This is a genomic window from Mycobacterium sp. 852013-51886_SCH5428379 (genome assembly GCF_001665575.1).
Lineage (GTDB): Bacteria > Actinomycetota > Actinomycetes > Mycobacteriales > Mycobacteriaceae > Mycobacterium.
In genome coordinates this window covers 22,112-36,475 of the sequence record NZ_LZSU01000001.1, presented here as the reverse complement: position 1 = coordinate 36,475, position 14,364 = coordinate 22,112, and the positions used below count along the sequence as shown (strand labels likewise).

13 protein-coding genes are annotated in these 14,364 nt (G+C 66.7%); 8 read left to right on the top strand and 5 right to left on the bottom strand.

The genetic code is table 11. From position 1 onward, the window contains the following. The first annotated feature begins 86 nt into the window (after nucleotides 1-86). The 4 genes from A5757_RS00150 to A5757_RS00135 are packed head-to-tail and all read left to right on the top strand — an operon-like array spanning nucleotide 87 to nucleotide 3,817. Complete coding sequence (locus A5757_RS00150) at nucleotides 87-1,097, top strand: branched-chain amino acid ABC transporter permease (protein ID WP_066827882.1); 1,011 nt, start codon at nucleotides 87-89, stop codon at nucleotides 1,095-1,097. Beyond that, nucleotides 1,094-2,239 carry a branched-chain amino acid ABC transporter permease gene (locus tag A5757_RS00145; protein WP_066827880.1) on the top strand — a complete coding sequence of 382 codons (1,146 nt, stop codon included), beginning with the start codon at nucleotides 1,094-1,096 and terminating at the stop codon, nucleotides 2,237-2,239. Before A5757_RS00150 ends, A5757_RS00145 begins: the two co-directional genes overlap by 4 nt. Then, complete coding sequence (locus A5757_RS00140; protein WP_066827879.1) at nucleotides 2,236-3,087, top strand: ABC transporter ATP-binding protein; 852 nt, start codon at nucleotides 2,236-2,238, stop codon at nucleotides 3,085-3,087. Before A5757_RS00145 ends, A5757_RS00140 begins: the two co-directional genes overlap by 4 nt. Next, entirely contained in the window at nucleotides 3,071-3,817 is a 747-nt protein-coding gene (locus tag A5757_RS00135) for an ABC transporter ATP-binding protein (RefSeq protein ID WP_066827878.1), read from the top strand. The genes A5757_RS00140 and A5757_RS00135 overlap by 17 nt, the downstream gene beginning before the upstream one ends. Nucleotides 3,818-3,832: 15 nt before the next feature. Here A5757_RS00135 and A5757_RS00130 read toward each other — a convergent pair whose 3' ends face one another. After that, nucleotides 3,833-5,041: a lipid-transfer protein gene (locus A5757_RS00130; protein ID WP_197497213.1), complete on the bottom strand. Its 1,209-nt coding sequence runs from the start codon at nucleotides 5,039-5,041 to the stop codon at nucleotides 3,833-3,835. Between the two features lie 26 nt (nucleotides 5,042-5,067). After that, nucleotides 5,068-5,502 carry a Zn-ribbon domain-containing OB-fold protein gene (locus tag A5757_RS00125; RefSeq protein WP_066827874.1) on the bottom strand — a complete coding sequence of 145 codons (435 nt, stop codon included), beginning with the start codon at nucleotides 5,500-5,502 and terminating at the stop codon, nucleotides 5,068-5,070. Nucleotides 5,503-5,595: 93 nt separating this feature from the next. Here A5757_RS00125 and polA point away from each other — a divergent pair, with 93 nt between their 5' ends. Beyond that, nucleotides 5,596-8,346, top strand: coding sequence for a DNA polymerase I (gene polA / locus A5757_RS00120; RefSeq protein ID WP_066827872.1), 2,751 nt, complete (start codon nucleotides 5,596-5,598; stop codon nucleotides 8,344-8,346). 15 nt (nucleotides 8,347-8,361) lie between these two features. Here the strand turns inward: polA and A5757_RS00115 are convergent, their stop codons facing one another. Then, nucleotides 8,362-8,955: a TetR/AcrR family transcriptional regulator gene (locus A5757_RS00115; RefSeq protein ID WP_066827870.1), complete on the bottom strand. Its 594-nt coding sequence runs from the start codon at nucleotides 8,953-8,955 to the stop codon at nucleotides 8,362-8,364. A 72-nt stretch (nucleotides 8,956-9,027) separates the two neighbouring features. On the opposite strand from A5757_RS00115, the gene A5757_RS00110 reads away from it, so the two are divergent. Next, nucleotides 9,028-9,837 (top strand): acyl-CoA thioesterase, encoded by an 810-nt coding sequence (locus A5757_RS00110; protein WP_369815897.1) that lies wholly within the window; start codon nucleotides 9,028-9,030, stop codon nucleotides 9,835-9,837. Here the strand turns inward: A5757_RS00110 and A5757_RS00105 are convergent. Continuing rightward, nucleotides 9,827-11,002: a PrsW family intramembrane metalloprotease gene (locus A5757_RS00105; protein ID WP_066827866.1), complete on the bottom strand. Its 1,176-nt coding sequence runs from the start codon at nucleotides 11,000-11,002 to the stop codon at nucleotides 9,827-9,829. The two genes, A5757_RS00110 and A5757_RS00105, sit on opposite strands and share 11 nt — an antisense overlap. A gap of 172 nt (nucleotides 11,003-11,174) precedes the next feature. Between A5757_RS00105 and rpsA the strand changes: the two genes are divergently transcribed. Both rpsA and coaE read left to right on the top strand, forming a co-directional pair. Continuing rightward, nucleotides 11,175-12,623 carry a 30S ribosomal protein S1 gene (gene rpsA / locus A5757_RS00100; RefSeq protein ID WP_066827864.1) on the top strand — a complete coding sequence of 483 codons (1,449 nt, stop codon included), beginning with the start codon at nucleotides 11,175-11,177 and terminating at the stop codon, nucleotides 12,621-12,623. A 77-nt stretch (nucleotides 12,624-12,700) separates the two neighbouring features. Beyond that, nucleotides 12,701-13,813: a dephospho-CoA kinase gene (gene coaE / locus A5757_RS00095; RefSeq protein WP_066827863.1), complete on the top strand. Its 1,113-nt coding sequence runs from the start codon at nucleotides 12,701-12,703 to the stop codon at nucleotides 13,811-13,813. Here coaE and A5757_RS00090 read toward each other — a convergent pair. Continuing rightward, nucleotides 13,810-14,355: a hypothetical protein gene (locus A5757_RS00090; RefSeq protein WP_066827862.1), complete on the bottom strand. Its 546-nt coding sequence runs from the start codon at nucleotides 14,353-14,355 to the stop codon at nucleotides 13,810-13,812. The genes coaE and A5757_RS00090 overlap by 4 nt on opposite strands. Nucleotides 14,356-14,364 lie beyond the last annotated feature (9 nt).

The following is a 14,364-nucleotide window of genomic DNA, read 5'->3' as shown; positions in this document are numbered from 1 at the left end:
AGGCGGAAACGCGTCCGAGTGTCTGCTCGGACGCGTTTTCGCTCAGTACCTCTTCGAGACCAGCCCGCTGAGGAGTTCGCCACCGGATGAACCTGGCCGCAAACATCAACTTCAATGTCGGAGCGCTGGTCGACAGCTTCTGGCAATTGACGATCGACGGCCTGTCCTGGGGAGCGATCTACGCCCTGGTCGCGGTCGGCTACACCCTGGTCTTCGGTGTGCTGCGACTGATCAACTTCGCGCACTCCGAGATCTTCATGCTCGGAATGTTCGGGGCGTACTTCGCGCTCGACATGATCCTGGGCTTCACCCCCAGCGGCAACGCCTACAACCGGGGCGTCGTGCTGACGATCGTGTACCTCGGATTCGCGATGCTGTTCGCGATGGCCGTCTCCGGAAGCGCCGCCGTCGGTTTGGAGTTCGTCGCCTACCGTCCGTTGCGCAAACGCAACGCGAAGGCGCTGACGTTCCTGATCACCGCGATCGGGATGTCGTTCGTGCTGCAGCAGTTCGTGCTGTTCATCCTGCCCAAGATCATCCCGGGTTACGGCGGACCGAACGCACAGCAGCCGATCGTGTTGGTGCAACCCAAGACTCAGTTCGAGTTCCTCGGTGTTCCGATCTCGAACATCACCATCGTCATCGTCGTCTCGGCTTTGGTGCTGGCGGTGCTGACCGATGTGGCGATCAACCGCACCAAGTTCGGGCGCGGCATCCGCGCCGTGGCACAGGATCCGACGACGGCCACGCTCATGGGCGTCTCCCGGGAACGCATCATCATGACCACGTTCCTGATCGGCGGTCTGCTCGCGGGTGCGGCGGCGCTGCTGTACACGCTCAAGGTGCCGCAGGGCATCATCTACTCGGGCGGATTCCTGTTGGGAATCAAGGCGTTCTCGGCCGCGGTCCTCGGCGGGATCGGTAACCTCCGCGGCGCACTGCTGGGCGGTCTGCTACTCGGCGTGATGGAGAACTACGGCCAAGCCGTGTTCGGCACTCAGTGGCGCGACGTGGTGGCCTTCGTCCTGCTGGTGCTGGTGCTGCTGGTCCGTCCCACCGGGATCCTCGGTGAGAGCCTCGGGAAGGCGCGAGTATGACGCGACTCATGGATTGGTGGGACGGCCTGACCCGCGCCCAGAAATGGGTGTTCGGGATCATCCTCTTCGCCGGCGTCGCGCTGTCCCCGCTCATCAAGCCGGCGTTCGTCAACACCCCGGGAATCAGCTTCGGCGGCACCATGGCCCAGTTCGCCATGGTGGCGATCATCGCGATCGGCCTCAACGTCGTCGTCGGACAGGCCGGCCTGCTCGACCTCGGCTACGTCGGGTTCTACGCGGTCGGCGCCTACACCGTGGCACTGCTCACCAGCCCGGAGAGTCCGTGGAACAAGTTGGGCCCCACGGGATTCTTCAGCACCCCGTGGGCGTGGCTGTCCTGTGTGCCGCTGGCCATGGCGGTGACGGCGTTGAGCGGGTTGATCCTCGGCACGCCCACACTGCGGCTGCGCGGTGACTACCTGGCGATCGTCACCCTGGGCTTCGGCGAGATCATCCGACTGCTGGCCGACAACCTCTCCGACATCACCAACGGCCCCCGCGGACTCAACGAGGTGGCCTTCCCGCACTTCCTGCAGAACGAGCAACATCCCGAAGGCGTGTTCTCGGTGTCGAATTCGGGTGGCGACGCGAACTACGGCACCTGGTGGTTCTGGCTCGGCCTGATCCTGATCGTGGGCATCCTGCTGCTGGTCGGGAACCTCGAACGCAGCCGCGTGGGCCGCGCCTGGATCGCCGTGCGAGAGGACGAAGACGCCGCAGAAGTGATGGGCGTCAACGCCTTCAAGTTCAAGCTGTGGGCGTTCACCATCGGCGCGGCGATCGGCGGATTGTCCGGGGCCCTGTACGCGGGACAGGTCCAGTACGTCGCGCCCCCGACGTTCAACATCATCAACTCGATGCTGTTCCTGTGCGCGGTCGTGCTCGGCGGGCAGGGCAACAAGCTCGGGGTGATCCTCGGCGCCTTCATCATCGTCTATCTGCCCAACCGGCTCTTGGGCGTGCACTTCCTCGGCATCGACATGGGCAACCTGAAATACCTGTTCTTCGGCCTGGCGCTGGTGGTGCTGATGATCTTCCGTCCGCAGGGTCTCTTCCCGGCTCGTCAGCACCTGCTGACGTACGCCCGAGCCGCCCGCAGGCTGCTGCGCGCGCAACCGACGGATACGGAGCCGGTCAAATGACCGCCCCCGAGGAGTTCGAGGGGAACGTCGCCGAGATCGCCGGCGTGCACCGCGACATCCAGGCCGACCAGGGCGAGGTGCTGCTGCAGACCAACGACCTGACGGTGAAATTCGGTGGCTTGACGGCACTCGACGCGGTGACGTTCAACATCCGTCGCGGTGAGATCCTCGGCCTGATCGGGCCCAACGGGGCCGGCAAGACGACGTGCTTCAACGCCATCACCGGCGTCTACCGACCCACATCCGGTTCGGTGACCTTCGACGGCCAGACCATCGGGCGGATCAAGCGCCACCAGATCACCCGGCTCGGCATCGCGCGGACGTTCCAGAACATCCGGCTTTTCGGGGAGATGACCGCGCTGGAGAACGTCATGGTGGGTACGGACGCGCGCCACCACACCTCGGTGCCCGGCGCCCTGATCCGCTCACCGCGGCACCGCCGCGAGGAGAAGTCGGCGATCGAGAGATCGGCTGCACTCCTGCATTTCGTGGGGATCGCCCACCGCGGCGAGGAGAAGGCCAAGAACCTGTCCTACGGCGACCAGAGACGGCTGGAGATCGCCCGAGCATTGGCGACAGAGCCGAAGCTGCTGTGTCTCGACGAGCCCGCCGCCGGATTCAACCCGAGCGAGAAGTCGGCGCTGATCGACCTGATCCGCAGGATCCGCGACGACGGCTACACCGTGCTGCTGATCGAACACGACATGCGCCTGGTGATGGGCGTGACCGACCGCATCGTGGTGCTGGAGTTCGGACGCAAGATCGCCGACGGCCTGCCCGCCGAAATCCGCGAGGACCCCAAGGTCATCGCCGCGTATCTGGGGGTGCCCGATGACGAAATCACCTGACGAGTCACGACCGGTCCTGCTGGAGGTGCGCGACATCGTCGTGCACTACGGACGGATCAAGGCGTTGCACTCGGTCTCGCTGACCGTGCACGAGGGGGAGCTCGTCACGCTGCTCGGGTCCAACGGCGCCGGCAAGACGACGATGATGCGGGCGATCTCGGGACTGCTGCCGTTGACGTCGGGTTCGGTGTGGTTCGACGGGAGGGACATCAGCCGCGTCAAGGCGCACAAGCGGGTCATCGACGGCCTGATCCAGGCCCCGGAAGGGCGCGGTGTGTTCCCCGGTATGACCATCATCGAGAACCTCGAGATGGGCTGCTACGGGCGGAAATTCGAATCCAAGGTCGAGCACGACGAACGGCTCGACTGGGTGCTGGAGACCTTTCCGCGGCTCGCCGAGCGGCGCAGTCAGTTGGGCGGCACGCTCTCCGGTGGCGAGCAGCAGATGCTCGCGATCGGGCGGGCGCTGATGGCGCGGCCCAAGGTGCTGCTGCTCGACGAGCCGTCAATGGGTCTGGCGCCCATGGTGATCTCACAGATCTTCAAGATCATCGCCGAGATCAACGCCACGGGCACCACCGTGCTGCTCGTCGAGCAGAACGCCCAGCAGGCACTGAGCCGCTCGCACCGGGCCTACATCCTGGAGACCGGCGAGGTCACCCGCACCGGTGATGCCCGAGAACTGTTGGCAGACGACAGCATTCGCGCCGCTTACCTCGGCGTCGCCTGATCGAGAGGCGAGCGCTCAGCGCGCGACGATCACCGACGAACCGTGGCCGAACAGCCCCTGATTGGCCGTCACGCCGACCGTCGCGTTCTCGACCTGCCTACCGGTGGCCTGACCCTTGAGCTGCCAGGTCAATTCGCAGACCTGGGCGATCGCCTGGGCCGGGATGGCCTCGCCGAAGGAGGCCAGCCCGCCGGACGCGTTGACCGGGATCTTGCCGCCGATCGTCGTCGCACCGCTGCGAAGCAACTGCTCGGCCTCACCCTTCGCGCACAGGCCCAGGTGCTCGTACCAGTCGAGCTCCAGCGCGGTGGACAGATCGTAGACCTCGGCCAGGCTCAGATCCTCGGGGCCGATACCCGCTTCGGCGTAGGCCGCATCGAGAATCTGGTCCTTGAACACCCGCTCGGGGGCGGGCACCACGGCCGTGGAATCGGTGGCGATATCGGGCAGTTCGGGCAGATGCTGCGGGTACTGCGGTGACTGCAGACTGATCGCGCGCACCGACGGCACGCCCTCCACCGAACCCAGGTGCTTCTCGGCGAAGGACTTGCTCGCCACGATCAGCGCCGCCGCGCCGTCGGACGTCGCGCAGATGTCCAGCAACCGGAGCGGATCCGACACCACCGGGCTGGCCAGTACGTCGTCGACGGTGGCCTCCTTGCGGTAGCGCGCGTTCGGATTGTCCAGTCCGTGCTTGGCGTTCTTGACCTTCACCGAGGCGAAGTCCTCGAGCGTCGCGCCGTAGAGGTCCATCCGGCGGCGGGCCAGCAGCGCGAAGTAGACGGTGTTGGTCGCGCCGATGAGGTGGAAGCGCTGCCAGTCGGGATCGTTCTTGCGCTCCCCGCCGACGGGCGCGAAGAAGCCCTTGGGGGTGGTGTCGGCGCCGATGACCAGGGCGACGTCGCACAGGCCGGCGAGGATCTGGGCGCGCGCGCTCTGCAGCGCCTGCGAACCACTGGCGCATGCGGCGTAGCTGGAGGTGACGGGAACGCCGTTCCAGCCCAGCTTCTGGGCGAACGTCGCTCCGGCGACGAAGCCGGGGTAGCCGTTGCGGATGGTGTCGGCGCCGGCGACGAGCTGGATCTGGCGCCAGTCGAGGTTGGCCTCGGCCAGCGCGGCCCGGGCGGCGACGACACCGTATTCGGTGAAGTCGCGACCCCACTTACCCCAGGGGTGCATACCGGCGCCGAGGATGTAGACGGGTTCCGGTGGGCCGGAGCGCAGCGACTCGGGGGATGTACTAGGGGCCATCAGGCGATCCTCCAGGCGTGGACGATGCGCTCGACACCGTCGTCGTCGGTGAACAGCGGCATGGTGGTGAGTTCCATCTCCATGCCGACTTTGAGGTCGGCCGCGAGCGTCCCCTCGACCACCTTGCCGAGCACGATCAGACCCTCGTCGGCGAGTTCGACGGCCGCCACGGCGAACGGTTCGAACGGATCGGGGGACGGGTACGGCGGCGGCGGTGCATACCGGTTCTCGGTGTAACTCCACAGCTTTCCGCGGCGGGACAGCGGAACCTGGGCCAGGTCGTCGCCGTCGCAGCCGGGGTTGGGGCAGTTGTTGGCCCGCGGCGGGAACACGAAGGTTCCGCACTGGTGGCACTTGCCGCCGATCAGGTAGGCGTCGCCGGATCCGTCGGTGGCGAACCAGCCCTCGACTGCCGGTTGTATGGAAGCTGACACGCCGGTCAGCGTACCCAGTCGCGCCGCGAAACTGAAACGTGTTCCAGTTACCGGGAGGCGCTCTGGCCCGCGGACACCTGCGTGTCGGAGTCGATGAATAGAGTGAGGGCCGTGAGCCCAGCCAGTTCAACCACCGCCAAGAAGTCAGCGTCGGGGAAGAAGGATGACAAGCCGACGCTGATGCTGCTGGATGGCAACTCGCTGGCCTACCGCGCCTTCTATGCCCTGCCCGCGGAGAACTTCAAAACCCAGGGCGGCTTGACCACCAACGCGGTGTACGGGTTCACCGCCATGTTGATCAACCTGCTGCGCGACGAGCAGCCGACCCACGTCGCCGCCGCCTTCGACGTCTCCCGCAAGACCTTCCGCGTCGACAAGTATCCCGAGTACAAGGCGGGTCGGTCGGCGACGCCGGACGAGTTCCGCGGACAGATCGACATCACCAAAGAGGTGTTGGCCGCGCTCGGGATCACCGTGCTGGCCGAGGCCGGTTTCGAAGCCGACGACATCATCGCGACCCTCGCCACCCAGGCCGAGCACGAGGAGTACCGCGTGCTGGTCGTCACCGGGGACCGGGACGCGCTGCAGCTGGTCAGCGATTCGGTGACCGTGCTGTACCCCCGCAAGGGTGTCAGTGAGCTGACGCGGTTCACCCCCGAGGCTGTCGTCGAGAAGTACGGTCTGACTCCGGCGCAGTACCCGGACTTCGCGGCCCTGCGCGGTGACCCCAGCGACAACCTGCCCGGCATTCCCGGCGTGGGGGAGAAGACCGCCACCAAGTGGATCGCCGAATACGGGTCCCTGCAGGCGCTGGTCGACAACGTCGATCAGGTCAAGGGCAAGGTCGGTGACGCGCTGCGGGCCAACCTGTCGTCGGTCATCCTCAACCGCGAGCTCACCGACCTCGTCAAGGATGTTCCGCTGCCGCAGACGCCGGACACCCTGCGCGTTCAGCCGTGGAACCGAGATCAGATCCACCGGCTCTTCGACGATCTCGAGTTCCGCGTCCTGCGGGACCGGCTGTTCGAGACGCTGGTCGCGGTCGAGCCCGAGGTCGAGCACGGTTTCGACGTCCGCGGCCGGGCGCTCGAACCGGGTGAGCTGCCCGCCTGGCTGGCAGAACACAGCCTCGGCAGCCGATTCGGCCTGGCCGTCGTCGGCACTCACCTGGCCTACGATGCCGACGCGACGGCGCTGGCGATCGTCTCCGCCGACGGTGAGGGCCGCTACATCGACACCAACACCCTCGATCCGGAGGACGAGGCCGCGCTGGCCTCCTGGCTGGCCGATCCGGGCCCGCCGAAAGCGTTGCACGAGGCCAAGCTGGCGATGCACGATCTGATGGGCCGCGGCTGGACGCTCAACGGCGTCACCTCCGACACCGCGCTGGCCGCCTACCTGGTGCGGCCGGGCCAGCGCAGCTTCAGCCTGGACGACCTGTCGCTGCGGTATCTGCGTCGCGAACTTCGGGCGGAAAGTCCGGAGCAGCAACAACTCTCGCTGCTCGACGACAATGACGACGGGGTGGACGACCAGGCCGTCCAGACGCTGATCCTGCGCGCCGTCGCCGTGCTCGACCTCGCCGACGCGCTGGACCAGGAACTCGCCCGCATCGATTCGTCGTCGCTGCTGACCGGGATGGAGCTGCCCGTCCAGCGGGTGCTCGCCGAATTGGAACACGTCGGGATCGCGGTGGACACCGGTCAGCTCGAACAGCTGCAGAGCGAGTTCGCCGACCAGATCCGCGACGCCGCCGAGGCCGCCTACGAGGTGATCGGCAAGCAGATCAACCTCGGCTCGCCCAAACAGCTGCAGGCCGTGCTGTTCGACGAACTCGAGATGCCGAAGACCAAGCGCACCAAGACCGGCTACACCACCGACGCCGATGCCCTGCAGTCGTTGTTCGACAAGACGGGCCATCCGTTCCTGCAGCATTTGCTGACCCACCGCGATGCCACCCGGCTCAAGGTCACGGTGGACGGGCTGCTCGCGTCGACCGCCGCCGACGGCCGGATCCACACCACGTTCAACCAGACCATCGCGGCGACGGGCCGGCTGTCCTCCACCGAGCCGAACCTGCAGAACATCCCCATCCGCACCGAGGCCGGCCGCCGAATTCGCGACACGTTCGTGGTCGGCGACGGCTACTCCGAGCTGATGACGGCCGACTACAGCCAGATCGAGATGCGCATCATGGCGCACCTGTCCCAGGACGCCGGCCTGATCGAGGCGTTCAACACGGGGGAGGACCTGCACTCGTTCGTCGCTTCGCGGGCGTTCGACGTGCCCATCGATGAGGTCAACGCCGATCTGCGGCGCCGGGTCAAGGCCATGTCCTACGGCTTGGCGTACGGCCTGAGCGCCTACGGTCTGGCCGCGCAGCTGAAGATCTCCACCGAAGAGGCGAAGGTCCAGATGGACCAGTACTTCGCCCGCTTCGGCGGCATCCGCGACTATCTGCGCGACGTCGTCGACCAGGCCCGCAAAGACGGTTACACCTCGACGGTGTTCGGCCGCAGGCGGTATCTGCCCGAACTGGACAGCAGCAATCGCAACGTCCGCGAGGCAGCCGAACGGGCCGCCCTCAACGCGCCGATTCAGGGCAGCGCCGCCGACATCATCAAGGTCGCGATGATCAAGGTCGACCAGGCGATCAAGGATGCGGGGCTGGCGTCGCGGATGCTGCTGCAGGTTCACGACGAATTGCTGTTCGAGGTGGCCGAGGGGGAACGCGACGCCCTCGATCAGTTGGTTCGCGCCCAGATGGGTGGCGCCTATCCGCTGGATGTGCCGCTCGAGGTCAGCGTGGGTTACGGCCGCAGCTGGGACGCGGCGGCCCACTGATGCCTCGGCTATGGTTCATTCCATAGAAATGGCGAAGTTGTCTCTCATGAACCGGTGGCAGTTGAACAGCAACCGGAGCTGAGCCACCGCATCCTCCAGGGGTGCGATCTCGGCCTGCGCCCGGCACAGGATGACCGCCCCCTCGATGGACGCCACGGACATCGTGGCCAATTGGCGGGCAACGGCTTTCGACATCCCCTCGGCGGCGAATGCGGTGGCGAGGGCATCGGTCCAGTCCGTGAAGAACTGACGCGCCTTCGCCGCGGACTCGGGACTCTCCGATCCGCTGATCGCCACGGACACGACCGGGCAGCCGGCGGTGTATCCGCTGTCGATGAGCACCCGGCGCCACATGCCGACGAACTCGCCGAGCACCGACTCCGGTCCGTCGGCGACCGCTCGCTCGAGCAGCGCGGTCATGGACGCACCCGCGAAGCTCAGGGCCTCGTCGATCAGTTCGGTGCGACCGCCCGGAAAGTGGTAATACACCGAGCCTTTCGGGGCGGAGCTGCGCGCCAGCACCTCTTCGACGGTAAGACCGTCCGCCCCTCGTTCACGGAGGACCTGTACCGCGGTGCGAATCATCGCCCGGCGGGTGTCCCGTGCCATGGGCCCTCCCATCCGACGCTCCAGCAGCCCATCGATTATGGTGGAAACCATAATACGCCAGTGTGAGGAGGACTGATGGCGAAACACCCTTTCGACGAGGCGTTGACCCTCGGTCGCACCGAACCCCGCCGGGCGCGGGGTCGGACCCATCCGCGGTGGGCCAACATGGTCGGCCCCTTCGGCGGAATCACCGCGGCGCTGTTGCTGCGTGCGGTCGAGGACGACCCCGAACGGCGGGGCGAACCCGTCGCGCTCACCGTCAACTTCGCCGATCCGGTGGCCGACGGGGATTTCGATATCGCCACCCGGCTCGTCCGGACAAACCGGACCAACCAGCACTGGCTCGTCGAACTGTCCCAGGACGGGGTGGTCAAGACCAACGCCACCGCGGTGTTCGGCATCCGCCGCGACACATGGTCCGACATGGAGCGGACAGCGCCCTCCGTCCCGGAACCCGAGGGCGTGACCGAATCGGGACTGCCCGACCTGATCGTCTGGGCGGGCAACTACGAGATGCGTTACGTCGACGGCGGGGTGCCCGGTCCGGACGCCGGACCCGAGTCGTCCTCCTTGACCACCCTGTGGGCGCGCGACCGGGCCGGACGCGCGCTGGATTTCGCCGCGCTCACCGCGATGAGCGACATCTTCTATCCCCGGGTTTTCCTGCGCCGCGGCGCGGTTTCACCGGCGGGCACGATCTCGATGACCATCTACTTCCACGCCGACTCCGCGGCGCTGAATGCGGTGGCGTCGGACTACGTGCTGGCCTCCGCGCGGGCCCACCGGTTCTCGGGCGGCTACTTCGACCAGTCGGCGGAGCTGTGGAGCCGGTCAGGCGACCTGCTGGTCACCACTCATCAGCTGGTGTACTTCAAGGCTTGACCCACGCCCGGTAACCGGCGAGGTGGTGCAGCACCGGAGTCGAAGCCCTCGTCGCGTAGACCGCGTAGGTCTCCTCGTGCAGCATCGCGTAGACCCGCGGATCGCCGAAACCGCGGTCGATGCGGTCGCGGAGGAACGCGAGCTCGACGATCTGCGCGGCGAACGCGTGAACCGCTTTCCCGGCCTGCCGGCCACCGATGCGGGTGGCCTCCGTCACCGCCTGCTTGCGACCGTGGATCGACCCCAGCCAGGTGATCTCGTTGGGTGTGATCACCCCGGCCGCGGCCATCCCGGGCAGCTTGCTCGCAACGAGACGCTGTTCGCGGCGCCGGCTCGTGACGGCCAGCGCGATGGTCATACCGAAGATCGGCACCATCCACAGCACGTAGACCAGCAGATAGGCGCCACCGCCCAGCAGCGAGGACCCGTTCCACAACGCGTGCATCAACACGGCGCCGAGATACCCGACCAGCAGGAAACCCACCTTGGTGGCGGTGTCTCGGCGCTGCAGGGCGAAGTACACGCCGATCGCGAACATCGTGGTGAACAGCGAATGCCCGAACGGCGCCATCACCAGGCGCAGCACTGCGGTCACCAGGGAGTCGCCCAGCGACTCGGCGCTGGAGATGTAGAGGATGTCCTCCAGCCAGGCGAAGCCTGCGCCGACCAGGCCCGCGTACACCAGGCAGTCGGTGAGGGAGTTGAGCTCGTTGCGCCGCCTGCCGGTCATCATCAGCAGCAGGAACAGGCCTTTCGCGGCCTCCTCGATCAGCGGTGCGCCTAGCACGACCGACGCCGGGCTCGTGTCCGTGCTGCCCGGGGCGACCACCGCCTCGAACACGAGGCCGAGGATGAACGTCAGGATGATTGCGACCGACGCGCCCCAGAGGAACGCGAACACCAGCAACCGGGGCGGTTCGGGCTCCCACCGGTCGAGCCAGATATAGGCCAGCACGACGGCGGCCATGGCGATGCTGGACAGCACGAAGCCCACGGCCGTGCCGACCGGGTTGAGTGCGGTGAGCAGGATGACGATGAGGCCGATGACCGAGGCCAGCGCGATGAGCACGCCCAGCGGCGCCCCGGCGCTGCGCAGCTTCCGGCCCAGCGGCGGGCTCCAGTACGGGTGATGGGCCAGGTGCTGGGGCGCGCCGAGGTGGGACACCCGAGCGAGGCTACTGGCTGCGATCGTCGGAGCCCCGGACCGGGTTTGTCCTGCGTAGCCCGAGTCGAGTAAGCTGATCAAGACCCTGTGTGCGTGATCGCGGCCACAGGTCGAGATCGACAATCACAACCAACTGTCCCTACGAACAAACCTGTCCGGAGCTACCCAACATATGCCAAGTCCCTCCGTCACCTCGCCGCAAGTAGCCGTCAACGACATCGGCTCGGCTGAGGACTTTCTCGCCGCCATCGACAAGACCATCAAGTACTTCAACGATGGCGACATCGTCGAAGGGACCATCGTCAAGGTGGACCGTGACGAGGTCCTTCTCGACATCGGCTACAAGACAGAAGGGGTCATCCCTTCTCGCGAACTCTCCATCAAGCACGACGTCGACCCCAATGAGGTTGTGTCCGTCGGCGATGAGGTCGAAGCCCTGGTCCTCACCAAAGAGGACAAAGAAGGCCGACTGATCCTGTCCAAGAAGCGCGCTCAGTACGAGCGGGCCTGGGGCACCATCGAAGAACTCAAGGAGAAGGACGAGGCCGTCAAGGGCACCGTCATCGAGGTCGTCAAGGGCGGCCTGATCCTCGACATCGGCCTGCGCGGCTTCCTGCCCGCATCGCTGGTCGAGATGCGTCGCGTCCGCGATCTGCAGCCGTACATCGGCAAGGAGATCGAGGCCAAGATCATCGAGCTCGACAAGAACCGCAACAACGTGGTGCTGTCGCGTCGCGCCTGGCTGGAGCAGACCCAGTCCGAGGTGCGCAGCGAGTTCCTCAACCAGCTGCAGAAGGGCGCCATCCGCAAGGGTGTCGTCTCCTCGATCGTCAACTTCGGCGCGTTCGTCGATCTCGGCGGTGTGGACGGCCTGGTGCACGTCTCCGAGCTGTCCTGGAAGCACATCGACCATCCGTCCGAGGTCGTCACCGTGGGCGACGAGGTCACCGTCGAGGTCCTCGACGTCGACATGGACCGCGAGCGGGTTTCACTGTCGCTCAAGGCGACTCAGGAAGATCCGTGGCGCCACTTCGCTCGTACCCACGCGATCGGCCAGATTGTTCCGGGCAAGGTCACCAAGCTGGTCCCGTTCGGCGCGTTCGTTCGCGTCGAGGAGGGCATCGAGGGTCTGGTGCACATCTCGGAGCTGTCCGAGCGTCACGTCGAGGTCCCGGACCAGGTGGTCCAGGTCGGCGACGACGCGATGGTCAAGGTCATCGACATCGACCTGGAGCGTCGCCGGATCTCGCTGAGCCTCAAGCAGGCCAACGAGGATTACACCGACGAGTTCGATCCGTCGAAGTACGGCATGGCCGACAGCTACGACGACGCGGGCAACTACATCTTCCCCGAGGGCTTCGACTCCGAGACCAACGAATGGCTCGAGGGCTTCGACAAGCAGCGTGAAGAGTGGGAGTCGCGTTACGCCGAGGCCGAGCGTCGCCACAAGATGCACACCGCGCAGATGGAGAAGTTCGCCGCTGCCGAGGCCGAAGAGGCCGCGCGTCCGGTGTCGAACGGCTCGTCGTCCTCGCGTTCGGAGGGTGAGTCTTCCGGCGGGACGCTGGCCAGCGATGCGCAGCTCGCAGCGCTGCGCGAGAAGCTCGCAGGCAACGCGTAAGCAGTATCGTCAGCACGAACGCCCCGGCTCACCGAGCCGGGGCGTTCGGCGTTTCCGGGTCCTGACAGACTGGTGCCGTGCTGCGAATCGGATTGTCCGGCGGGATCGGTGCCGGCAAGTCAACGGTGTCGAGGACGTTCAGTGAATTCGGGGGCATCGTCGTCGACGGGGACGTCATCGCCCGCGAGGTGGTCGAGCCCGGCACCGAGGGTCTCGGGAAACTCGTGGAGGCGTTCGGTGCCGAGATACTCTCGGCCGACGGCACACTGAACCGCCCTGCGCTGGCGGCGATTGCCTTCAGCGACGACGACAAGCGGGCGACGTTGAACGGGATCGTCCATCCGTTGGTCGGTAAGCGGCGGGAGGAGTTGATCGCCGCCGCCGCCCCCGATGCGGTGATCATCGAGGACATCCCGTTGCTCGTCGAATCCCAGATGGCGCCGATGTTTCCGTTGGTGATCATCGTGCACGCCGACGAGGATCTGCGAGTGAAGAGGCTCATCGAGCACCGCGGTTTCAGTGAGGACGACGCACGGGCGCGGATCAGGGCACAGGCGTCCGAAGAGCAGCGGCGGGCCGTCGCCGATGTCTGGCTGGACAATTCCGGTAGCGCCGACGAACTCGTCGCGCAGGCGCGCGAGCTGTGGCATCAGCGGATCCTGCCCTTCGCCAACAACGTGCAGAACCGCCAACCGGCGCCCGGGGCCACGAACGTCGTTCCCTATGACCCGGTTTGGCCGGATCAGGCCCGACGGGCGGTCGCCCGGCTGACCACCACCTGCGGCCACCGCGCGCGGCGGGTCGACCATGTAGGGCCGACGGCGGTGGCGGGGCTCGACGCGAAAGACGTCCTCGACATCCAGGTCACCGTCGAATCCCTCGACGTGGCAGACGAACTCGCCGAAGCACTGCTGGCAGCCGGCTATCCGCGGGTCGATGACGTCACCGCGGACACTTCGCTGACGGACGATGCGGCCAAGTGGCAGAAGCGCTTTCACGCATCAGCTGACCCGGGGCGGCCGACGAATGTGCACCTGCGGGTCGACGGTTGGCCCAATCAGCAGTTCGCGCTGATGCTCACGGCGTGGCTGGCGGCCGACGCCGACGCCCGGACTGAGTACACATCGGACCTCCACGACGCCTACCCACGGGCGTGCCGATGGGCCGAGGAGAGCGGCTGGCGACCCTAGATCGCCGGGGGAGGCGGCGCCGCGGGATCTGCCGGTTCCGGCGGGGGCGGCGCTGCCGGGTCGATCGGTGCGGGCGGCGCCCCCACCGGGGCCTCACACGTCAGCACGGCGTAGTCGGGGTCCTGGGGCAGGAATCGCGGCGCCACGAAGTCGTCGGCCTGCGCGACGAGTTGATCGTCGACGAGAACCTCGCAGTGCAAGTTCGCCGAATACGGCCACTGCACGGACACCTTCATCGACGCCACCTCCGTCGCCGGCAGCACCGTGTTGACCTCGAACACCCGGCCCGGGACCATCGTCGGATTCGCCGTCAGGGTCTGGTCGTTCTCCGCGGCGTAGACGATGGTCGCGCCACGCGAGACACCGTCGATCCGGGCGCGGTAGACGACGTTGTGCAAGACCTCGGGCGCCGGTGTCGCGTCCACGGCGGGCTCTGGCTGGAGTTCCGGATCGGCGGCCGCGACGGCGGGATTCGAGAGGTAGCCACCCGCGAGGGTCACCACCGCTGCGCCCGCGGCCAGTCCGCGCATGACGGAATTCATATAGCTGAC